At 63.7% G+C, this 20,610-nt stretch carries 19 protein-coding genes and 1 tRNA gene; 10 read left to right on the top strand and 10 right to left on the bottom strand.

What is annotated here, in order from left to right; translation table 11 throughout:
• Positions 1-12 precede the first annotated feature (12 nt).
• The 5 genes from AWB72_RS20230 to AWB72_RS20210 all read right to left on the bottom strand — a co-directional run bounded on the left by AWB72_RS20230 (position 13) and on the right by AWB72_RS20210 (position 5,019).
• Positions 13-1,221, bottom strand: coding sequence for a type II secretion system F family protein (locus AWB72_RS20230; RefSeq protein WP_040050513.1), 1,209 nt, complete (start codon positions 1,219-1,221; stop codon positions 13-15).
• The gene (locus AWB72_RS20225) at positions 1,218-2,402 is read right to left on the bottom strand and encodes a GspE/PulE family protein (protein WP_040050514.1); all 1,185 of its coding nucleotides are present in this window, start codon (positions 2,400-2,402) and stop codon (positions 1,218-1,220) included. Before AWB72_RS20225 ends, AWB72_RS20230 begins: the two co-directional genes overlap by 4 nt.
• Before the next feature lie 74 nt (positions 2,403-2,476).
• On the bottom strand, positions 2,477-3,763 hold the full coding sequence (locus AWB72_RS20220) for an HlyC/CorC family transporter (RefSeq protein ID WP_040050515.1): 1,287 nt from the start codon (positions 3,761-3,763) through the stop codon (positions 2,477-2,479).
• A 146-nt stretch (positions 3,764-3,909) separates the two neighbouring features.
• Positions 3,910-3,986: transfer RNA gene (locus AWB72_RS20215), tRNA-Pro, on the bottom strand.
• Between the two features lie 40 nt (positions 3,987-4,026).
• Positions 4,027-5,019, bottom strand: a complete 993-nt coding sequence (locus AWB72_RS20210; RefSeq protein ID WP_040050516.1) for a polyprenyl synthetase family protein — start codon at positions 5,017-5,019, stop codon at positions 4,027-4,029.
• A gap of 258 nt (positions 5,020-5,277) precedes the next feature.
• Here AWB72_RS20210 and rplU point away from each other — a divergent pair, with 258 nt between their 5' ends.
• From rplU to proB, 4 genes are all read left to right on the top strand, one after another.
• Positions 5,278-5,589 (top strand): 50S ribosomal protein L21, encoded by a 312-nt coding sequence (gene rplU / locus AWB72_RS20205; RefSeq protein WP_008342953.1) that lies wholly within the window; start codon positions 5,278-5,280, stop codon positions 5,587-5,589.
• A gap of 31 nt (positions 5,590-5,620) precedes the next feature.
• The gene (gene rpmA, locus AWB72_RS20200) at positions 5,621-5,881 is read left to right on the top strand and encodes a 50S ribosomal protein L27 (RefSeq protein ID WP_035966833.1); all 261 of its coding nucleotides are present in this window, start codon (positions 5,621-5,623) and stop codon (positions 5,879-5,881) included.
• Between the two features lie 228 nt (positions 5,882-6,109).
• Entirely contained in the window at positions 6,110-7,198 is a 1,089-nt protein-coding gene (cgtA, locus tag AWB72_RS20195; protein ID WP_040050517.1) for an Obg family GTPase CgtA, read from the top strand.
• A gap of 26 nt (positions 7,199-7,224) precedes the next feature.
• Positions 7,225-8,343: a glutamate 5-kinase gene (gene proB, locus AWB72_RS20190; RefSeq protein WP_040050518.1), complete on the top strand. Its 1,119-nt coding sequence runs from the start codon at positions 7,225-7,227 to the stop codon at positions 8,341-8,343.
• A gap of 70 nt (positions 8,344-8,413) precedes the next feature.
• On the opposite strand, the gene AWB72_RS20185 is transcribed toward proB, so the two are convergent.
• The 3 genes from AWB72_RS20185 to AWB72_RS28605 all read right to left on the bottom strand — a co-directional run bounded on the left by AWB72_RS20185 (position 8,414) and on the right by AWB72_RS28605 (position 10,059).
• Positions 8,414-8,944: a CNP1-like family protein gene (locus AWB72_RS20185; RefSeq protein WP_084592876.1), complete on the bottom strand. Its 531-nt coding sequence runs from the start codon at positions 8,942-8,944 to the stop codon at positions 8,414-8,416.
• 162 nt (positions 8,945-9,106) lie between these two features.
• The gene (locus tag AWB72_RS20180; RefSeq protein WP_040050520.1) at positions 9,107-9,748 is read right to left on the bottom strand and encodes an RNA pyrophosphohydrolase; all 642 of its coding nucleotides are present in this window, start codon (positions 9,746-9,748) and stop codon (positions 9,107-9,109) included.
• Positions 9,700-10,059 carry a hypothetical protein gene (locus tag AWB72_RS28605; protein WP_143754653.1) on the bottom strand — a complete coding sequence of 120 codons (360 nt, stop codon included), beginning with the start codon at positions 10,057-10,059 and terminating at the stop codon, positions 9,700-9,702. Before AWB72_RS28605 ends, AWB72_RS20180 begins: the two co-directional genes overlap by 49 nt.
• Here AWB72_RS28605 and AWB72_RS20170 point away from each other — a divergent pair.
• A complete protein-coding gene (locus AWB72_RS20170; protein WP_040050522.1) occupies positions 10,037-11,773 on the top strand; it encodes a proline--tRNA ligase in 1,737 nt (578 codons plus the stop codon). The genes AWB72_RS28605 and AWB72_RS20170 overlap by 23 nt on opposite strands.
• On the top strand, positions 11,773-12,372 hold the full coding sequence (locus AWB72_RS20165) for a MarC family protein (protein ID WP_040050523.1): 600 nt from the start codon (positions 11,773-11,775) through the stop codon (positions 12,370-12,372). The genes AWB72_RS20170 and AWB72_RS20165 overlap by 1 nt, the downstream gene beginning before the upstream one ends.
• Before the next feature lie 46 nt (positions 12,373-12,418).
• On the opposite strand, the gene AWB72_RS20160 is transcribed toward AWB72_RS20165, so the two are convergent.
• The gene (locus tag AWB72_RS20160; RefSeq protein WP_040050524.1) at positions 12,419-12,970 is read right to left on the bottom strand and encodes a hypoxanthine-guanine phosphoribosyltransferase; all 552 of its coding nucleotides are present in this window, start codon (positions 12,968-12,970) and stop codon (positions 12,419-12,421) included.
• Positions 12,971-13,091: 121 nt separating this feature from the next.
• Entirely contained in the window at positions 13,092-14,459 is a 1,368-nt protein-coding gene (gene ffh, locus AWB72_RS20155; protein WP_040050525.1) for a signal recognition particle protein, read from the bottom strand.
• A gap of 122 nt (positions 14,460-14,581) precedes the next feature.
• Between ffh and AWB72_RS20150 the strand changes: the two genes are divergently transcribed.
• The 4 genes from AWB72_RS20150 (at position 14,582) to AWB72_RS20135 (ending at position 20,013) form a co-directional block, all read left to right on the top strand.
• Complete coding sequence (locus tag AWB72_RS20150; RefSeq protein ID WP_040050526.1) at positions 14,582-15,496, top strand: cytochrome C assembly family protein; 915 nt, start codon at positions 14,582-14,584, stop codon at positions 15,494-15,496.
• Positions 15,497-15,518: 22 nt separating this feature from the next.
• Entirely contained in the window at positions 15,519-15,830 is a 312-nt protein-coding gene (locus tag AWB72_RS20145; protein ID WP_040050527.1) for a PP0621 family protein, read from the top strand.
• A complete protein-coding gene (gene ampD, locus AWB72_RS20140) occupies positions 15,827-16,423 on the top strand; it encodes a 1,6-anhydro-N-acetylmuramyl-L-alanine amidase AmpD (RefSeq protein WP_040050528.1) in 597 nt (198 codons plus the stop codon). The genes AWB72_RS20145 and ampD overlap by 4 nt, the downstream gene beginning before the upstream one ends.
• A 596-nt stretch (positions 16,424-17,019) precedes the next feature.
• Positions 17,020-20,013 carry a ribonucleoside-diphosphate reductase subunit alpha gene (locus AWB72_RS20135; protein WP_040050529.1) on the top strand — a complete coding sequence of 998 codons (2,994 nt, stop codon included), beginning with the start codon at positions 17,020-17,022 and terminating at the stop codon, positions 20,011-20,013.
• The last annotated feature ends 597 nt before the right edge of the window (positions 20,014-20,610 follow it).

Genomic DNA, 20,610 nt, shown 5'->3' with positions numbered 1-20,610 from the left:
TGGCCCGCGATGCTACACCACGTTGCCGAGCTGGATGATCGGAAGATACATCGCGATGACGAGGCCGCCCACGAGCGCGCCCAGCACCGTGATGACGAGCGGCTCGCACAGGCTCGCGAATGCGCCGATGCGTTCGTCCACCTGACGATCGGCGAGCGCGGCGAGATCGAGCAGCATCGCGTCGAGCGAGCCGGATTCCTCGGCGACGGCAATCGGCTGCACGACGTCCTGCGGGAAACAGCCGAGCGCGCGCATCGCGGCAGCAAGCCGCTCGCCGTTGCGCAGCCGCGCTGCGATATCCACGGTCGCGCGGTCGAAGACGTGGTTGCCGGTCGCGTGCGCGAGCGAGTCGAACGCGTCCGAGAGCGGGGTGCCGGCGGCTAGCAGCGTGCCGAGCGCGCGGCTCCATCGGGCGACGGCGAGCGAGCGCAAAAGCGCGCCGACGATGGGCAGCTTCAGCGTGATGCGGTCCGCGGTCTCGCGTGCTTCCGCGGATCGCCTGATCCAGCGCGCGCCGACGAGTCCCGCGCAGACGCACACCGCCACGAACGGCAGGCCGTGACGCGCGACCGCATCGGACAACGCGAGCACGAAGCGCGTCGGCGCGGGCAGCGCGGCGCCGAACCCGTCGAAGATCGTCTTGAATGTCGGCACCACGCCGATCAGAAGTCCCGCCGTGATCGCCAGCGACAGCAGCAGCACCATCACCGGATAAGCCAGCGCGGCACGCAGCTTCGCGCGCTGGGCGCTGGCGCGCTCGCGATCGTCGGCGAGCCGGGCAAGCACGGCGGGCAGCGCGCCCGCCACCTCGCCGACCGCGACGAGCTGGCAATACAGCGCGCCGAACGCCGATGGATGAGACGCGAGCGCCGCCGAAAACGGTACGCCGCGCGTGATGTCGCGCGCGAGCGAGCGCACGATGCGCGGCAGCCCGCCACGCCCGCCCGCGTTGCCGAGCATCTCCAGCGCACCCGCGAGCGGCAGGCCCGCGCGCAGGAGGCCGGCGAGCTGGCGCGTGAAGATGCCGACATCCGCCGCCGACGCTTTCGCTGGCGGCGCGTCGCCCCGCGCTTCGAGTTCGAGCACGATCACGCCGTCGCGCCGCAGCGACGCGCGCGCCGATGCGGCATCGGCGGCAATCAGCTTGCCGCTCTTGCGCGCGCCTTCGGAATCGACGCCGCGCCACGCAAAGCGGATTTCCGACGTTCCCTGCGCGCTCATGCGATCTCCGTCGCTTCGACCGCTTCGGCGACGCTCGTCACGCCTTCGCGCACGCGGGCGAACGCCGCATCGCGCAAGGCGGGCATGCCTTCGGATTGCGCGAGCCGCGCGATGGCGTGCGTCGCCGTCCGGCCGACGATGAGCTCGCGCATCGCATCGGATACCGGCATCAACTGATGCACGCCGATTCGTCCGCGATACCCGATGCCATGACACGCGGGACAGCCGCGCGGCTCGAACGGGCGGAAGCCGTCGTCGAGCGAAAGGGCGGACGGCGCGCGGCACACGCCGCAGAGCTTGCGCACGAGGCGTTGCGCGGTCACCAGCCGCAGCGCGGACGCGAGGTTGTAAGGCGCCACGCCGATGTCGATCAGGCGTGCGATGGCGGCGGGCGCGTCGTTGGTATGCAGCGTCGAGAGGACGAGGTGGCCCGTTTGCGCTGCCTTCACGGCGACATCGGCGGTTTCGGCGTCGCGAATTTCACCGACCATGATGACGTCCGGATCCTGCCGCATGAACGCCCGCAGCGCCACGGCAAAGCTGAGGCCGGCCTTTTCGCGCACGCTCACCTGACTGATGCCCGCGAGCTGGATTTCCGCCGGATCTTCCACCGAGCAGATGTTGCGCGCTTCCGCGTTGAGCATTTGCAGAAAGCAGTACAGCGATAAAGTCTTGCCGCTGCCCGTGGGTCCGGTGACGAGCACGAGGCCATGCGGCGCGCGTATCGCCGATTCGACGATGCGCCCTTGCGCTTCGTCCAGCCCGAGCGCGTCGAGCGACAAATCGGGCGGCAACGCATCCAGCCGGCGCAGCACGAGCTTTTCGCCGAAGAGCGTCGGCAGCGAGTTCACGCGATAGTCGCCGATGCGTCCGCCGCCGAGCGCGAGCCGCAGCCGCCCGTCCTGCGGCACGCGCCGCTCGGCGATATCCATGCGCGCCAGCACCTTGATGCGCGTGACGAAGGCATCGCGCAGATGTGGCGGCGGGCGGCGCAGCACGTGCAACGCGCCGTCGACGCGCAAGCGGATGCGCCATTCATGCTCGGATGGTTCGACGTGAATATCGGATGCGCCGCGCTCGGCGGCCTCGCGCAAGGTATCGGCGAGCAGCGAGACGGCGGGCGCGTCGCGATCGGAGGCGGTATCGAAGGGCGGTTCGGCGGCGCGGAAGGCGGAGATCATCGGGGCGAGCGGGGTGTGGTCGAGATGATTCGATCATCACGCGCCCGCTCACGCGCGCCTACTCGTCCGAATGGCTAACGCAGCGCGCGCTTGCCCGGCGTCGGCGGACGGAAGATCTTGACGGTGCGGATCGCCTGATCGTCGCTGCGCAGGACTTCGAAATGCACGCCCGCGATGCGCACGGACACGTCGCCGTCCGGAATTTCTTCGAGCGTTTCGAGGATGAGACCGTTGAGCGTCTTGGGGCCGTCCGTCGGCAAGCTGATCTTGAGCCAGCGATTGAGTTCGCGCAGCGGCATGCTGCCCGCGACGATGCACTCGCCGTTCTCATCCCAGCCGCGCGAACCCGCGCCGCGCGGGATCGTCGTCGTGAATTCGCCGATCAGTTCCTCGATGATGTCTTCCGGCGTCACGAGCCCTTGCAGTTCGCCGTATTCATCGACCACGATCGCGATACGGTGACCACTTTCCTGAAAATATTGAAGCTGCTGGAAGACCGGCGTGCCGGTCGGCACGAAGTACGGCTCGGTGAGCAACTCGCGCAGCGTCTCGCGCTCGAGTTCCTGGTTATGCAGCGCAGAAAGCGTCTTGCGCACATGCAGAATGCCGAGCACGCGGTCGATGTCGCCCTGATAAACGACGAGCTTGTTGTGATAGCACGTTTCGAGCTGATGCAGGATCTGGTCGAACGGCGCATCGAAATCGAGCGCTTCGATTCGGCGGCGCGGAATCATCACGTCATCGACGGAGATGTTTTCGAGATCGAACAGATTCAACAGGATGCTGCGGTGCTTGGTCGGCATGAAGCTGCCCGTTTCCAGCACGATGGTGCGCAGCTCTTCGGGCGAAAGGCGCTGATCGCGGTTGCCCTTGGTGTTGATATGCAGCGCGCCGAGAATGGCGTTCGCGAAGAGATTGACGAACCACACGAGCGGCCGCGCGATGCGCATGAGCGGCGCAAGCACGAGGCTCGCCGGCAGCGCGACTTTTTCGGGATACGTCGCGCCGACGATCTTCGGCGCGATCTCCGCGAACACGATGATGAGAAACGCGATGACGCCCGTCGTCACCGACAGCACGACGTTGTTGTGCCCGAACGTGTGCAGCGCGATGGATGTCGTGAGCACCGGGATGATCGTGTTGATCAGGTTATTGCCGATGAGGATGACCGAAAGCAGCTGATCTGTCTTGGCAAGAAGCGCTTGCGTCGTGCGTGCGCCCACCGAGCCTTGGCCGGCCAGATATTTGAGCCGATGGCGGTTGAGCGCCATCATCGACGTTTCGGAGATCGAGAAGAAACCGGAGAGGAAAAGAAGCAGGAAGATGGCGCAGATTTGCGCCCATAAGGGAAGGTTGTCCACGCGGCGATCGAGTAGGGGCGGTGATGGATGGACTATAACAGACGACTTTCCAGCCTTGCCCTCGGCCGTTCGGCCAGTTGCCGATGACCGGATGGCCGGAAAAGAAAAAACCCGCATGGCGAACCATGCGGGTTTTTTTGCAATTCTGGTCGGGGTGAGAGGATTCGAACCTCCGGCCTCTACGTCCCGAACGTAGCGCTCTACCAGGCTAAGCTACACCCCGAATTCGACTTACTTGGACATCTTGCGCTTTGAAGTCTCGTTTAAGACTGTCTCGACGTCGAGTAAGAACATAATTCTAGCAGGCTCTCTTTGAAAATGGAACCGGGAAATGAAGAAATTGCGTCGGCGGCGGCCTGAGCTTCGTTCCGCGCGCATTGAAGCGTGTGGTCGAGCGCGCCCGACGTGGTGATTGCGTGGAAAATTGTGTCGAAGCGGTCGGTGCCGCCTTGCTCGATCGCTTCGCGCGCGAGCGCCGCCTGTTCCAGCGTACCGTGCTCCATCAAATAAATGAGCGGCAGCGTGGGCTTGCCTTCGCGCAGATCGTCGCCGGCGTTCTTGCCCATCGATTCGGGCGTGCCCGTGTAATCGAGCCAGTCGTCCATGATCTGAAACGCCGTGCCGATGCGCCGGCCGAATTCCGCCGCCGCCGCTTCGGTGCGCGCATCCGCGCCCGACAGCACCGCGCCCAACTGCGCCGCCGCTTCGAACAGCTTCGCCGTCTTGTAGCGGATGACCTGCATGTAGCGCGCTTCGTCGACGTCCGGATCGTGCATGTTCAGCAGTTGCAGGACTTCGCCTTCGGAAATGATGTTGGTCGCGACCGACAGAATCTCCATCACGCGCATCTTGCCGACGCTCACCATCATCTCGAACGAGCGCGAGTACAGAAAGTCGCCGACGAGCACGCTCGCCGCGTTGCCGAACAGCGCGTTCGCAGTCTTGCGGCCACGGCGCAGATCGGATTCGTCGACGACATCGTCGTGCAGCAGCGTCGCCGTGTGGATGAATTCCACGACAGCCGCGAGTTCATGACGATGCCCGGTCGTATCGCCCAGCGCGCCGGCAACCAGGAGCAGCAGCGCCGGACGCAGCCGCTTGCCGCCCGCGCCGATGATGTACTCGGAAATCTGATTGATCAGCATCACTTCTGATGCCAGGCGCTGCCGGATGACGCGATTGACCTGCTGCATGTCCTCGGCGATCGGGGCAAGCAAAGCGGCGGCGTTGGGGGAGGAAGTGGCGGTGGACGACATGATCGGCAAATTAGGTAATGCGGCGGATTATAAGGCGAATCCGACCGGTCACGGGCGGCGGGAACGCCTGACGGTCACGCGGACGGGCGCAATCGTTGGGGATCGGGCGCGGGCCGTGTGCGGATGGCGGCTTGCGCCCGCGTGCCGCGTGCATGCGGCAAATGTCAATGCCTTTTGACGCGCCGGCTAACCCTATGTATAATCTCGTGTTTTCCCCGCGTGGTGCGTGGAAAAACGAAATTCTGAGTGAGGTTCTCAATGTACGCGGTCATAAAAACCGGCGGCAAGCAGTACAAAGTTGCCGTTGGCGAAAAATTGAAAGTAGAACAGATACCGGCAGACATTGACGCTGAAATCACGCTCGACCAGGTTCTCGCAGTAGGCGAAGGCGAATCGATTCAGTTCGGTACGCCGCTGGTCAGTGGGGCTTCCGTCAAGGCTACCGTCGTGTCCCAGGGTCGTCACAAGAAAGTGACCATCTTCAAGATGCGCCGCCGGAAGCACTACCAAAAGCACGCTGGCCATCGCCAGAACTACACCGAACTGCGCATCGACGCGATCAACGCTTAAGCGTCGCGCAACGGTAAAGGAGCTATAGCAAATGGCACACAAAAAAGCAGGCGGGTCTTCCCGCAACGGCCGCGATTCCGAATCGAAGCGCCTCGGCGTGAAGGTTTACGGCGGCCAGGCAATCAATGCAGGCGGCATCATCGTTCGCCAGCGCGGCACGCGCATGCACCCGGGTGAAAACGTCGGCATCGGCAAGGACCACACGCTGTTCGCGCTGACCGACGGCCACGTCCAGTTCACGACGAAGGGCGCAGCGAAGAAGCACACGGTCGTCGTCGTCCCGGCAGCGTAAGGTTCACTGCACGGGCTTCAGGACCGCAAAAGGGTGAATGCCCGAAAAGGCCCCGCGAAGTTCGCGGGGCCTTTTTCATTGGTGCGCGAAAAAGGCGCGCCGTCAGAATCAGAATTCAAGGTTATCGGTGACCGGCGTCCGCTGGTCACGGCAAAATAGCGTGTCGGCTGGCGCGGCGTCATCGCCGGAACCAGCCTCATCGCGCGGAAACACGGGACGGAGCAACGCATGAAGTTCATTGACGAAGCGAGGATCGAAGTCATCGCCGGCGACGGGGGAGATGGCAGCGCGTCGATGCGCCGCGAAAAGTTCGTCCCGTTCGGCGGGCCGGACGGCGGCGACGGCGGGCGCGGCGGCAGCGTCTACGCGGTCGCGGATCGCAACATCAACACACTGATCGACTACCGGTTTGCGAAAAAGCATCAGGCGCGCAACGGCGAAAACGGGCGCGGAGCGGACTGCTACGGCAAGGGCGGCGAAGACATCACGCTGCGCATGCCGGTCGGCACCATCATTTCGGATCAGGAAACGGGCGAGATCATCGCCGATCTGACCGAGCACAATCAGCAGGTTCTGATCGCTCAGGGCGGTGCGGGCGGCCTCGGCAACCTGCACTTCAAGTCGAGCACGAACCGCGCGCCGCGTCAGAAAACCGACGGCAAGCCGGGCGAACGCCGCATGCTCAAGCTCGAGCTGAAAGTGCTCGCGGATGTCGGGCTGCTCGGAATGCCGAACGCGGGGAAATCGACGTTCATTTCGTCGGTGTCGAACGCGCGGCCGAAGATCGCGGATTATCCGTTCACCACGCTCGCGCCCAATCTGGGCGTCGTGCGCGTCGGGCCGAGCAAGAGCTTCGTGATCGCGGACATCCCCGGGCTGATCGAAGGTGCGGCGGAGGGCGCGGGGCTGGGTCATCGCTTCCTGCGGCACTTGCAGCGCACCGGCGTGCTGCTGCATCTCGTCGATCTCGCCCCGTTCGATGAAAACGTCGATCCGGTCGCCGAAGCGAGAGCGATCGTCGGCGAATTGCGCAAGTACGACGAGGCGCTGTACGAAAAACCGCGCTGGCTCGTGCTGAACAAGCTCGACATGGTGCCCGAGGACGAGCGGCAGGCGCGCGTGAAGGACTTCATCGAACGTTTCGAATGGGACGGCCCGGTGTACGAGATTTCCGCGCTGACCGGCCAGGGCTGCGAGGCGCTGACCTACGCCATCTTCGATTACATCTCGCAGCATTCGGATGCATCGCGGGCGGCGGAAGCGGAAGACCTCGCCGCCGACGTGCGTTTCCGCGACGACGACGCAACGAAGGAATAAAAGCAACCACGAGGAGAAAGCGCACGATGCGTTCGGTCATCGCCGCTGCGAAGCGAATCGTAGTGAAAGTGGGGTCCAGTCTCGTCACGAACGACGGGCGCGGACTGGATCACGCGGCCATCGCCCGATGGGCGTCGCAGATCGCGGCGCTGCGCGAGCAGGGCAAGGAAGTCGTGCTCGTCAGTTCGGGCGCGATCGCGGAGGGCATTCATCGGCTCGGCTGGAGCAAGCGTCCGCGCGAAATCGACGAACTGCAGGCCGCCGCCGCCGTCGGGCAAATGGGGCTCGCGCAGGTCTACGAAAGCAGCTTCGGCGCGCACGGCATCCGCACCGCGCAGATTCTGCTTACGCACGCGGACCTGGCCGACCGCGAGCGCTATCTCAACGCGCGCTCCACGCTGCTGACGCTGCTTCGACTGGGCGCGGTGCCGATCATCAACGAGAACGACACCGTCATCACCGACGAAATCAAGTTCGGCGACAACGACACGCTCGGCGCGCTCGTCGCGAATCTGATCGAAGGCGATGCGCTCGTCATCCTCACCGATCAGCGCGGCCTTTTCACCGCTGATCCGCGCAGGGACCCGGCGGCGACGCTCGTCGAACAGGCCGATGCCGGCACGCCCGAACTCGAGCAGATGGCGGGCGGCGCGGGATCGAGCCTGGGGCGCGGCGGCATGCTCACCAAGATTCTCGCGGCCAAGCGCGCGGCGCACAGCGGCGCGAACACGGTCATTGCGAGCGGCCGCGAGGCGGACGTGCTCACGCGGCTCGCGTCGGGCGAGATGATCGGCACGCAACTCGTTGCGCGCACGGCGCGCATCGCGGCGCGCAAGCAGTGGATGGCGGATCATCTGCAAGTGCGCGGGCATGTCGTCATCGACAATGGCGCCGTGCAGAAGCTCACCGCGGACGGAAAGAGCCTGCTGCCGATCGGCGTCATCGACGTGAAAGGCGCGTTCGATCGCGGCGAAGTCATCGCGTGCGTGAACGATCAGGGGCAGGAAGTCGCGCGCGGCATCACGAACTACAGCAGTTCGGAAGCGCGGCTGATTCATCGCCGGCCGAGCGGCGAGATCGAAACGGTGCTCGGTTACATGCTCGAACCCGAGCTGATTCATCGCGATAACCTGGTGCTGGTTTAAGTCCCGCAGTCCATGAAAAAGCCCGCTTGACCGAAAGGCCAGCGGGCTTTTTACTGCGCGAAAACAGCGGTCAGCGCAGGTTGATCGAGCTTTGCGTGCGCTTGTACTGAATGTTCTCGACGATCTGCTTCGCATTGCCGACCGGCAGCTTGCTCGCGCAGAAATAGTCCTGATACAGCGCCGCCTGATACGCGTTCAGCTCACCGTTCTCGATGCGCCGGAAATCGAACGTGGCGCCGCGATCCCAGCCGGTGCCATCGTCGTTGATGCTGCCGTAGCGCCGCCATTCGTAGGTATCGCAGCGGATGCCTTCGTAATTCACGTTGCGCGCACCGCCCGGACTCGTCGCCACGACGACATAGCGCACGACGCCATCGGTGCCCACGCTGAGCGAAGTCTTGTCGACGGCGAACGTCAGCGGCGTATTCTGCGACACGTTGAACGGCAGCAAGTTGGACGCTTGCGGCAAAGGCGGCAGCGTATCGATCTTGTTTTCGACCCATTCCGACTTGCGGTCGAGCAGATAGGTGAACACGCCGTCGTCCTTGTTGGACTGGGACGGTTCCTTGGAACTGGAGCAGCCGGCGAGCGCGGCGAGCATGGCGACGGCTACCGCGGATGAGACGATGACTTTCAATTCGATGTTCCCGGAAAACGGATGCGCGGACGGCGAAGCGCCCGGCGCAGCGAGCCATGCTCGCGTGCCGGGTTCTGCAAAGTGCCGAGTGTCAACGTGGTCAAAGTAAGCGAAGATTGACGCAAATCAATCGCACGAGGCACGCCTCGCGATGATCTGCACTTCCTCGCTGATCGTGCATTCTGCCTGAACCGTGGCGCCAGCGGCGGTTACGGCAGGTGCTTCGATCGTCATCGTCTGGACGACGCGCGGATAGCGTGGCCCATGATGCGCGGCGCGATCGCCGCGAGCGTTGGTTCGCCGCAAGAAGCGGGAAAGCTCGGTGAGAGCGAGTTGATAAACGTCGCGCTTGAACTCGATGACCGCGTCCAGCGGCACCCAGTACTCGTTCCAGCGCCAAGCATCGAATTCCGGATGGTCCGTCGCGCGCAGGCAAATGTCACAGTCGCGTCCTACCATGCGCAGCAGAAACCAGATCTGTTTCTGACCGCGATAATGTCCGCGCACTTCGCGCTTGATGAACTTATCCGGCACCTCATAACGCAGCCAGTCGCGCGTGCGACCTACAACTTTCACGTGCTCTGGAAGCAGGCCGGTTTCTTCGTGTAACTCCCGATACATTGCTTGCACGGGGGTTTCGCCGTATTTGATACCCCCTTGCGGAAACTGCCAGGAATGTTCACGCAGCCGCTTGCCCCAAAACACTTCGTTGCGCGCGTTCAAGAGGATGATGCCGACGTTCGGGCGAAAGCCTTCACGATCCAGCATACAACCACCTTCGAATCCTTTAAAATTGCTTTGATTATAAACAGATAACGGACCCGGCGCATCGGTTTCAACCCGTGGCGGCGGCCGTCATCCGGGGCAGAAATGCTGCGTCGGCGCGAGGAATCTTTGCCAGGCAACCGGGAAGGCGGCAGAATCTTCGTCTTGTCAGTCGAAGTCGCGTGGCTGCGGTCCACGCCGAGCCGTTCACCGTTTCCGTCGTTCACCTGTCTCGCCAGCCTCGTAGCCGAACGCTTTTCGAGGCGCGCGCCGCTTTTGGAAAATTTCTGAATGAAAGCATCCCGTTTCTTCATCGGCACCTTGAAAGAAGCCCCCGCCGACGCCGAGATCGTCAGCCACAAGCTGATGATGCGTGCCGGCATGATCCGCCGCGTCGCGGGCGGTATCTACGATTACATGCCGATCGGCCTGCGCTCCATTCGCAAGGTCGAAGCCATCGTGCGTGAAGAGATGAATCGCGCGGGCGCGCTCGAACTGCTGATGCCCGCCGTGCAGCCCGCCGAGCTGTGGCAGGAATCCGGCCGCTGGGAGCAGTACGGCCCCGAACTGCTGCGCATCAAGGATCGCCACGAGCGTGATTTCGTCGTCGGCCCGACGCACGAGGAAGTGGTGACGGATATCGCGCGCCGCGAGATCAAGAGCTATCGCCAGTTGCCGGTCAACTTCTATCAGATTCAAACGAAGTTCCGCGATGAAATTCGTCCGCGTTTCGGCGTGATGCGCGGCCGCGAATTCATCATGAAGGACGCGTATTCCTTCGATAAGGACACCGCCGGCCTCGCCGAGTCGTATCGCAAGATGTACGAAGCGTACGTGCGCATCTTCACGCGCATCGGCCTCGAATTCCGCGCGGTCGCGGCGGACAACGGCTCGATCGGCGGCAGCGGATCGCACGAGTTCCACGTGATCGCGGAAACGGGCGAAGACGACATCGCTTATTGCCCGACGTCGGACTTCGCCGCGAACGTCGAAGCGGCCGATGCGTTGCCGCTCATCGCGACGCGCGCCGCGCCCACGGAAGAACTGAAGAAGACGCCGACGCCCGGCGCCGCCAAGTGCGAAGCCGTCGCGCAGTTGCTGAACATCCCGCTCGAAAAGACCATCAAGTCGATCATCCTCGCCACCGACAACGAAGGCGCGGAACCGACCATCTGGCTCTTGATGCTGCGCGGCGATCATTCGCTCAACGACATCAAGACGAGCAAGCTGCCGGGTCTCAAGGGCTATCGCTTCGCGACGGAAGCGGAGATCGTCGAATGGTTCGGCACGCCGCCGGGCTATCTCGGTCCGATCGGCACGAAGAAGCCGGTGCGCGTGATCGCGGACCGCACGGTGGCGAACATGAGCGATTTCGTCGTCGGCACCAACGAAGTGGATTACCACACGACCGGCGTGAACTGGGGCCGCGATCTGCCGGAGCCGGAAGTGGCGGATATCCGCAATGTCGTCGCGGGCGATCCTTCGCCGGACGGCCGTGGCACGCTCGAAATTTGCCGCGGTATCGAAGTCGGTCACGTGTTCCAGCTCGGCACGAAGTATTCGGAGTCGATGGGCGCGACGTATCTCGACGAAAACGGCAAGCCCGCGCCGATGCAGATGGGTTGCTACGGCATCGGCGTGACGCGCGTGCTGGGCGCGGCGATCGAACAGAATTTCGATGACAAGGGCATCATCTGGCCGGAAGCCATCGCGCCGTTCGAAATCGTGATCTGCCCGATGGGCTACGACCGCAGCGACGCCGTGCGCGAGCAGGCCGACAAGCTCTACGCGACGCTGCAGCAAGCGGGCATCGACGTGATCCTCGACGATCGCGGCGAGCGTCCCGGCGTGATGTTCGCGGACTGGGAACTGATCGGCGTGCCGCATCGCATCGTGATCGGCGATCGCGGGCTGAAGGAAGGCAAGCTCGAATATCAGGGCCGCCGCGATACCGAAGCCACGCTGCTGCCGGTGGAAGAAGCGGCGGGCGTCGTGACGGGCAAGATTCGCGCGGCACTCGGGAAGTAATGCAGTACAACTTCCTGTCGGCGACGGTGCTGCTGCTGCTGATCACCGATCCGCTCGGCAATATTCCGATCTTCATCAATGCGCTGCGGGGCGTCGCGAGTGCGCGGCGCCGCGTCGTGATTCTGCGCGAAGTGGCGATCGCGTTCGGCATCCTGCTGCTGTTCATGCTGGCCGGCGACCGGTTTCTTCGCGCGATGCATCTGACGGATTTGTCGCTGCGGATCGGCGGCGGGATCGTGCTGTTCCTGATCGCGCTGCGGATGATCTTTCCGCATCCGGACGGCCCGATGGGCGGCGACTCGCGCGGCGGCGAGCCGTTGATCGTGCCGCTCGCCATTCCGGCGCTCGCGGGGCCGTCGGCGCTCGCGACCGTGATGCTGCTGACATCGCAGGCGCCGGGGAAGATGTTGGAGTGGATCGGCGCGCTCACGGTGACGATGATCGTCTGCGCGGTCGTGCTGATTCTCGCGGAAAAGATTCAGCAGTGGCTCGGCGAACGCGCGGTAACGGCGTTCGAGCGCTTGATGGGGCTGGTGCTGGTCGCGATTTCCGTCGAGATGATGCTCGAAGGGATACGGACTTTCGTGCATCAGTTGTGAAAAAAAAAGCGGCCTCGGCCGCTTTTTTTCATGTCGGGCGGAAAGATCACGCCCCTTCCGTCAACGCCCGGATCGTCGGCAGATTCCGCCAGTATCCCTTCGCGTCCATCCCGCAGCCGAACACATAGCGGTCCGGCACTTCGAATCCGCAGAAATCCGGGCGCAGCGGCTTCGCCTTCGGGATGATCTTCTCGCACAGCACCGCCGACAGGAACTGCTTCGCGCCCATCGCCATGATGCGGTCGCGGATGGCGGCCATGGTTTCGCCTTCGTCGAGGATGTCGTCGAGCACGAGCACCACGCGATCCTTCACCGATTCCGCCGGCGCCACACGCCATTGCATCTCGCTGCCGCCCTTGATGGCATTGCGATAGCGCGTCAGGTGGATGTAGTCGAATTCGAGCGGGAAGTCGAGGTGCGGCAGGAGCATGCCGGTGAAAACGGCCGCGCCTCCCATGACCGAAAGCACGAGCGGGAAATCTTCGCTCGTCGCCGCCTTGATGGCCGCGGCCATGCGTCCGATCGATGCGTTGACTTCGTCAGCCGACACAATCTCTTCGGAGTGGCTGAAAATATGGAGAGCTTCTTCGCGGTTCATAGGAAAGCGGGGGAGGCGGACTTCTCAGTGTGAAAAAAAAAGCGGCGTGCGCAATATGATAAACCCGCGTTTCTTCCGAGTCGCACGCCCGAAGAGAACGCGGGTTCAATAAAAATGCGTGTCAGCGCATGCCCGGCATCATGCCCTTCATGCCGCGCATCATCTTCTGCAAATTGCCGCCCTTCAGCTTCTTCATCATGCCGCGCATCTGCTCGTACTGATTCAGCATGCGGTTCACTTCCTGCACATGCACGCCCGCGCCCGCCGCGATACGACGCTTGCGCGCCGCCTTGATAAGCTCGGGCTTCGCGCGTTCCTGCAGCGTCATCGAATTGATGATGCCTTCCATGCGGCGCATCTGCTTTTCGGCGTTGTTCATGTCCGCGCCTTGCGCGGCTTGCTGGAACTGCGCGGGCAGCTTGTCCATGAGTGACGACAGCCCGCCCATCTTCTTCATTTGCGAAAGCTGTGCCTTGAAGTCGTTCAGGTCGAAATCGCCGCCTTTCTTGACCTTGTCGGCGAGCTTCTGCGCGGCGGCGGTATCCACGCCGCGTTGCGCTTCCTCGACGAGCGCGAGAATGTCGCCCATGCCGAGAATCCGGTTCGCCATGCGATCCGGATGGAAGACTTCGAGGCCATCGAGCTTTTCCGCGACGCCGACGAACTTGATCGGCTTGCCGGTGACGTGCCGCACCGAGAGCGCCGCGCCGCCGCGCGAATCGCCGTCGAGCTTCGTGAGCACGACGCCCGTGAGCGGCAGCGCGTCGTTGAACGCCTTCGCGGTGTTGACGGCGTCCTGACCGAGCATCGCGTCGACGACGAACAGCGTCTCAGCGGGCTTGAGCAGCGCGTGCAACTGGCTGATCTCGGTCATCATCGCTTCGTCGATGCCGAGACGGCCGGCCGTATCGACGATCACGACGTCGTGATAATGCCGCTTCGCCCAGTCGATCGCCGCGCGCGCGATATCCGCAGGCTTCTGATCCGGCTCCGACGGGAAAAAGTCCGCGCCGACCTGCTCGGTCACCGTCTGCAATTGGCGGATAGCGGCGGGGCGGTAAACGTCGACCGAAACCGTCAGCACCTTTTTCTTCTGCTTTTCGCGCAGGAGCTTGGCGAGCTTGCCGGTCGTCGTGGTCTTACCCGCGCCCTGCAAACCGGCCATGAGGATGACCGCGGGCGGCGTGACCGCGAGATTGAGTTCGGCGGCCTTGCCTTCATAGTCGCCGCCGATGACCGCGGTCAATTCGCGCTGCACGACGCCGACGAGCGCCTGACCCGGCGACAGGCTCGAAAGCACTTCCTCGCCGAGCGCCTTTTCCTTCACCTTCGCGATGAACTCGCGCACGACCGGCAGCGCCACGTCGGCTTCGAGCAGGGCGAGGCGCACTTCGCGCAGCATCTCCTGCGTGTTGGCCTCGGTGAGCCGGGCCTCGCCGCGCAGCGTCTTGACGACGCGCGCCATCCGTTGAGTGAGGTTGTCGAGCATGGGGAATGTAGAAAATGCGGCCCTTGTTTTCCCGCGACGCGCACGCGGCTTCAGGCGATGCGCTCTATTCCGGCGCAAGGGGGAAGACGTCGCGGGTTCCGGGCCTAGTGTAAACTTCGAACATGGATATTGTACTGTATGCCCTCACTGCGCTTCTCTACGGCGGACTGGCCGTGGCGGGCTGGCGCGCGCATCGTCATACGGCTGTCGAGCCGGCGCTGGCGGGCGTGCCGGCGGGCGTCGTCGCGCCGCCGGCGGTCGCATCGAAAGCGTCGGGAATGAGCGGCGTCGGGCGCGCTCTATTATTAATAGCGCTGGTCGTTCACGGCCTCCTGCTGCACACGACCATCTTCCCGCAGAACGCGATGGTCTTCGGCTTCGCGTTCGCGCTCTCCGCGATGTTCTGGCTCGGCGCGGGCATCTACTGGATCGAGAGCTTCTTCTTCCCGCTCGACGGCCTGCGTCTGCTCGTGCTGCCGCTCGCGTGCCTGGCGTCGCTGATGCCGCTCGTCTTCGGCGGCGTGCGCGTGCTCTCGTATTCCGCCGCGCCGATGTTCAAGCTGCATTTTCTGATCGCGAACATCGCGTATGGCCTGTTCGCCATCGCCGCGCTGCACGCCATTTTGATGCTGATGCTCGAACGCCGCCTGCAGCGCATGCGCGGCCTCGCGATGCGTCATTCCGGCAACAACGGCTGGCTCGCTAGCTGGCTCGACACGTTGCCGCCGCTGCTCACGCTCGAAAAGCTGCTGTTCCGGCTCATCGGCGCCGGGTTCGTGCTGCTGACGTTGACGCTCGTGTCGGGCATCGCGTTCAATGAGCAACTGGTCGATCGCGCGCTGCGCTTCGATCACAAGACCGTCTTCGCTTTCCTTTCCTGGCTGATGTTCGGCGCGCTGCTCACCGCGCGGCGCATCTCCGGCTGGCGCGGTCGCGCCGCGCTGCGCTGGGTGCTCGCGTCGTTCGTGGCGCTGCTGCTCGCGTATGTCGGCAGCCGCTTCGTGTTCGAAGTGCTGCTGCATCGCGCGGTCATCTGAAGGCGAATCACTTCTCTAGCCGATGCGAAACTTCATTCTTCTCATCTTCCTGTTCTTCGTCACGCAGTGGCTGCTCAAGAAGCTGCGCCGCGCGAATGAGCGTGCGCAAGCAGGCGCGCGCGACGCGGCGGACGGCGCAAGATCGACGAACTCGACGCGTGCGCGCAACGGCGCCACCGATGCCCCGCAGCTCCCCGATCCGCTCATCCGCTGCACGCAATGCGGCGTGCATACGCCGCGCAGCGAGTCGATCGTCGTGGCGGGCGAGCGCTTCTGCTGCAACGAGCACGCACGCCGTTACGCGGCCCGCCCGACCGGCCGCGACGCGAGATGAACACGTCGTCCGCGCGCGATCCGCACATCGACGCGCAAGGCTGGCTCACTCACGCGACGCGCCTGCCGTCGCCGAACTTCGAAGCGCGCCCGGGAGATATCGCGCCGACGCTGATCGTGATTCACAACATCAGCCTGCCGCCCGACGACTTCACCACCGATTCCATCGCCCGGTTCTTCCAGAACACGCTCGATCACGACGCGCATCCGTACTTCGATCACCTGCGCGGCGTGCGCGTGTCGGCGCACTTCGTCATCCGGCGCGACGGGGGCGTGCAGCAATTCGTTTCCTGCGATGACCGCGCGTGGCACGCGGGCGTTTCGTCGTTCTGCGGGCGCGAGCGATGCAACGACTTTTCGATCGGCGTCGAACTGGAAGGCAGCGATCGCGTGCCGTTCGAAGACGCGCAATACGACGCGCTCGCCGCGCTCGTTCGCGTTCTCGTGGCGCGTTATCCGATCGATGCGCTCGCCGGTCATTCCGACGTCGCGCCGGGCCGCAAGACCGATCCCGGTCCGCACTTCGACTGGTCGCGCCTGCGTCACGACAGCGCGCTGCCGCCATCGTTTTTTCCATTTCAGCCCAGCATCTGAGCAACCGCCGAGCCGCGAGTGAGCGCCGCGTAAGGTCTTTCTCGCTGCAGCGCGGCAGCTTTGCGCGCGAGGCCTTGTCGCGCTTTGCCGCCACAGAAGTCAACCCCGGCGGCGCGTTTCGTCAGCAAAAAAACCTTTTTGAGACCGTGCGAAGTTCCACTATACTTGGTGCCGAAAGACGTACCTTGCACTATATCTTGTGTTGTTGAGGCGGCGCCCGCTCCCATGAGCCGGCGCCGTTGGCTTTCCGGAGTAAGAGAAGTTTCGCTGGCCCGGGGCGGTGTGCAAGGCGGTTTTGCAGCATGGAAACGCCTTGGCGCACCGAGCGCCAGCAAGCAGCACCGTGAAGAACGCATGCAAGTGAATGCGAGTCGCGTCGACCGATAACCGCGCGCCAACGCGGGCCCCGCACGCGACGCCAAGAACAGTGCGGGCCGCATCGCCGCGAATCGCGTTCAGGGCTTGCTGGCTTCACGGCTCGGCTTCACCGCAAAAACACCGCGCGGTCATCGTCGTCATGCAACGGCGCGGCACGCGCGGCACAAGTGATAAATCCGCGGATCATCCGCACCATTCGAACACCAGGAGTTTTGCACATGCAAACCACCGAAAACGCCACGACTTCCTTCGAAGGCGCATCCGCACAGCCCGCAGGCGGTGCGCAGGTTCCGGGCGCGCCGGCGCTCGCGCCCAACACGACGTTTGCCGACTACAAGGTCATCCGTCGCAACGGAAGCGTGGTGTCGTTCGAGCCGTCGAAGATCTCCATCGCCGTGACGAAGGCGTTCATCGCCGTCAATGGCGGGCAGGGCGCGGCTTCGGCCCGCGTGCGCGAGCAGGTCGAGCAACTGACGCAAGCAGTCGTGCGCGCGCTCGTGCGCAGCCGTCCGCACGGCGGCACGTTCCATATCGAAGACATTCAGGATCAGGTCGAACTCGCGCTGATGCGCGGCGGCGAGCACAACGTCGCGCGCGCCTACGTGCTGTATCGCGAGAAGCGCACGCAGCAGCGTTCGCAAGAGCGTTCGGCCGGGCAGAACGCGCAGTCGCATGACGGCGGCGTCATCAATGTGACGGACAACGGCGTCACGCGTCCGCTCGATCTCGAAGCGCTGAAAGCGCTGATCGTGTCCGCCTGCGCGAATCTGGGCGATGCCGTCTCCGCCGATCCGATCGTCGCCGAAACGGTGAAGAATCTGTACGACGGCGTGCCGATGGCGCAGGTTTACGACTCGGCCATTCTCGCCGCGCGCACGATGATCGAAAAGGACCCGGCGTACAGCCAGGTCACGTCGCGCATCCTGCTGCACACGATCCGCCGCGAGATTCTCGAAGAAGAAGTGACGCAAGCCGAGATGGGCGAGCGTTACACCGAGTACTTCCCGCAGTTCATCAAGCGCGGCGTCGAAGCCGGCCTGCTCGACGAGAAGCTGCAACAGTTCGACCTCAAGCGCCTGGGCGCCGCGCTCGACGCGAACCGCGATCTGCAATTCGGCTATCTCGGCCTGCAGACGCTGTATGACCGCTACTTCCTGCACGTCGACGGCACGCGCATCGAGTTGCCGCAGGCGTTCTTCATGCGCGTCGCGATGGGTCTGTCGCTGAACGAAATCGACCGCGAAGCGCGCGCCATCGAGTTCTACAACGTGCTGTCGTCGTTCGACTTCATGTCGTCGACGCCGACGCTGTTCAACTCGGGCACGCATCGCTCGCAGTTGTCGTCGTGCTACCTGACGACCGTCGCCGACGACCTCGACGGCATCTACGAAGCGCTGAAGGAAAACGCGCTGCTCTCGAAATTCGCGGGCGGCCTCGGCAACGACTGGACGCGCGTGCGTGCGCTCGGCTCGCACATCAAGGGCACGAACGGCAAGTCGCAGGGCGTGGTTCCGTTCCTGAAGGTGGTGAACGACACGGCCGTCGCGGTGAATCAGGGCGGCAAGCGCAAGGGCGCGGTGTGCGCGTACCTGGAGACGTGGCACCTGGACATCGAGGAATTTCTCGAGCTGCGCAAGAACACGGGCGATGACCGTCGCCGCACGCACGACATGAACACGGCGAACTGGATTCCCGACCTGTTCATGAAGCGCGTTCACGAAGGCGGCGACTGGACGCTGTTCTCGCCGGCCACCTGCCCGGATCTGCACGACCTGTTCGGCGCGGAATTCGAGAAGGCGTACGTTGCTTACGAAGAGAAGGCGGCCCGCGGCGAGATCAAGCTGTTCAAGAAGGTGCCGGCCGCGCAACTGTGGCGCAAGATGCTGGGCATGCTGTTCGAGACGGGTCATCCGTGGATCACGTTCAAGGATCCGTGTAACGTGCGTTCGCCGCAGCAGCACGTGGGCGTCGTCCACTCGTCGAACCTGTGCACGGAAATCACGCTGAACACGAGCGACACGGAAATCGCCGTCTGTAACCTCGGCTCCGTGAACCTCGTCGCGCACCTGACGAAGCAGGCCGACGGCACGCTCGCGCTGGATCACGCGAAGTTGAAGCGCACGATCAGCGTGGCGATGCGCATGCTCGACAACGTGATCGACATCAACTATTACGCGGTGGCGAAGGCGCGCAATTCGAACCTGAAGCATCGTCCGGTGGGCATGGGCATCATGGGCTTCCAGGACTGTCTGCACTTGCTGCGCACGCCGTACGCGTCGCAGGAGGCGGTGGAGTTCGCGGATCGTTCGATGGAAGCGGTGTGCTACTACGCGTACTACGCATCGACGGAACTGGCGGAAGAGCGCGGCCGTTACGCGACGTATCGCGGCTCGCTGTGGGATCGCGGCATCCTGCCGCAAGACACGCTGAAGCTGCTGGCTGAAGCGCGTGGCGGTTACGTCGAAGTGGATACGTCCGAGACGATGGACTGGTCGGCGCTGCGTTCGCGCATCGCGGCGCACGGCATGCGCAATTCGAACTGCGTGGCGATTGCACCGACGGCGACGATTTCGAACATCATCGGCGTGTCGGCGTGTATCGAGCCGACGTTCCAGAACCTGTATGTGAAGTCGAATCTGTCAGGCGAATTCACGGTGGTCAACGACTACCTGGTGCGTGACCTGAAGGCGCGCGGCCTGTGGGACGAGGTGATGGTGTCGGACCTGAAGTATTTCGACGGCACGTTGTCGCGCATCGATCGCATTCCGGCGGACTTGCGCGCGATCTACGCGACGGCGTTCGAAGTCGATCCGAAGTGGCTCGTCGAGGCGGCGTCGCGTCGTCAGAAGTGGATCGATCAGGCGCAGTCGCTGAATATCTATATGGCGGGCGCGTCGGGCAAGAAGCTGGACGAGGTCTACAAGCTCGCATGGCTGCGTGGCCTGAAGACGACGTACTACCTCCGCACGATGGCAGCGACGCACGTCGAGAAGTCGACCGTTGCGCACGGTGCGCTCAATGCGGTGCCTTCTTCGGGCGACGGCGGTGCTTCGTCGTCGGGTGCTAACGGCGGTTTTGGGGCTTCTTCGGCCTCGGCGGCGGGCGGTGGTTTCAATGCCGCACAGGTTGCGGCTGCGCCGGAAGCCGATGGGCCGGTTTGCATGATGCGTCCGGGGGATCCTGGGTTCGACGAGTGCGAAGCCTGTCAGTAAGGTTTTTTTCAGCTGTGCGCTGCCCCGGGGGCTTCTCCCCGGAGCGGTTAGGCCGGTTACCGTGGTCGGAGTGTGGACTCGGTGCCGGTCTTCTCTTTTTTTCGTTTCTTCGTTTAGTCGCGTCGGTCTATTAGCACGCCCCTCCCCGGGGCGGGGGTCACTTTCTTTGCTGCTGCAAAGAAAGTAACCAAAGAAAGCAGCTTTTTGGGCCCGAAGCACTGACTGCGTGACCACTCCGTAGAACCAGATTGGCACTCAGATTGATCCAGCCTTGAATCACCTTCCGCGCCCGCTGAGCGCCACCCCATGCGAGCCCCCGGGCTCGACAAAACCTTCGGTGCGCAACGCGCCACGCGACAGCAGAAGTTCACCGCCAGCAATGAATCGAACGTGACTTGCCACGCGCCGATTCTCGCGCGTGACCTATCGCTCGTGGCGCAGCTCTGAGTGCCGTTGCCGCGTGGAGTCGTTCTTTTTGCGAAGGCGGTAGTGCCCGATGGTGTTATCGAGCCGAGGGGCTCGGAGGACGTGGCGCTCAGCGGGCGCGGAAGGTGATTCAGGGCTGATTCAAGCTGAGTGCCAACGTGGTTCTACGAA

The organism is Caballeronia concitans (assembly GCF_001544615.1).
In the GTDB taxonomy this organism is placed as follows: domain Bacteria; phylum Pseudomonadota; class Gammaproteobacteria; order Burkholderiales; family Burkholderiaceae; genus Caballeronia; species Caballeronia concitans.
Note: the sequence above shows the minus strand (reverse complement) of the source record. Positions and strands in the feature narration are given on the sequence as shown.

Bases quoted from the DNA above. Each gene is read 5' to 3' on its own strand.
- AWB72_RS20230 (WP_040050513.1), bottom strand. From the start codon at position 1,221: ATGAGCGCGCAGGGAACGTCGGAAATCCGCTTTGCGTGGCGCGGCGTC.
- rpmA (WP_035966833.1), top strand. From the start codon at position 5,621: ATGGCACACAAAAAAGCAGGCGGGTCTTCCCGCAACGGCCGCGATTCC.
- AWB72_RS28605 (WP_143754653.1), bottom strand. From the start codon at position 10,059: ATGAAGAAACGGGATGCTTTCATTCAGAAATTTTCCAAAAGCGGCGCG.
- AWB72_RS20160 (WP_040050524.1), bottom strand. From the start codon at position 12,970: ATGAACCGCGAAGAAGCTCTCCATATTTTCAGCCACTCCGAAGAGATT.
- AWB72_RS20185 (WP_084592876.1), bottom strand. From the start codon at position 8,944: ATGCTCGCCGCGCTCGCCGGCTGCTCCAGTTCCAAGGAACCGTCCCAG.
- AWB72_RS20180 (WP_040050520.1), bottom strand. From the start codon at position 9,748: ATGCTGGATCGTGAAGGCTTTCGCCCGAACGTCGGCATCATCCTCTTG.
- AWB72_RS20170 (WP_040050522.1), top strand. From the start codon at position 10,037: ATGAAAGCATCCCGTTTCTTCATCGGCACCTTGAAAGAAGCCCCCGCC.
- cgtA (WP_040050517.1), top strand. From the start codon at position 6,110: ATGAAGTTCATTGACGAAGCGAGGATCGAAGTCATCGCCGGCGACGGG.
- AWB72_RS20165 (WP_040050523.1), top strand. From the start codon at position 11,773: ATGCAGTACAACTTCCTGTCGGCGACGGTGCTGCTGCTGCTGATCACC.
- rplU (WP_008342953.1), top strand. From the start codon at position 5,278: ATGTACGCGGTCATAAAAACCGGCGGCAAGCAGTACAAAGTTGCCGTT.
- ffh (WP_040050525.1), bottom strand. From the start codon at position 14,459: ATGCTCGACAACCTCACTCAACGGATGGCGCGCGTCGTCAAGACGCTG.
- AWB72_RS20225 (WP_040050514.1), bottom strand. From the start codon at position 2,402: ATGATCTCCGCCTTCCGCGCCGCCGAACCGCCCTTCGATACCGCCTCC.
- AWB72_RS20135 (WP_040050529.1), top strand. From the start codon at position 17,020: ATGCAAACCACCGAAAACGCCACGACTTCCTTCGAAGGCGCATCCGCA.
- AWB72_RS20210 (WP_040050516.1), bottom strand. From the start codon at position 5,019: ATGTCGTCCACCGCCACTTCCTCCCCCAACGCCGCCGCTTTGCTTGCC.
- AWB72_RS20145 (WP_040050527.1), top strand. From the start codon at position 15,519: ATGCGAAACTTCATTCTTCTCATCTTCCTGTTCTTCGTCACGCAGTGG.
- AWB72_RS20150 (WP_040050526.1), top strand. From the start codon at position 14,582: ATGGATATTGTACTGTATGCCCTCACTGCGCTTCTCTACGGCGGACTG.
- ampD (WP_040050528.1), top strand. From the start codon at position 15,827: ATGAACACGTCGTCCGCGCGCGATCCGCACATCGACGCGCAAGGCTGG.
- proB (WP_040050518.1), top strand. From the start codon at position 7,225: ATGCGTTCGGTCATCGCCGCTGCGAAGCGAATCGTAGTGAAAGTGGGG.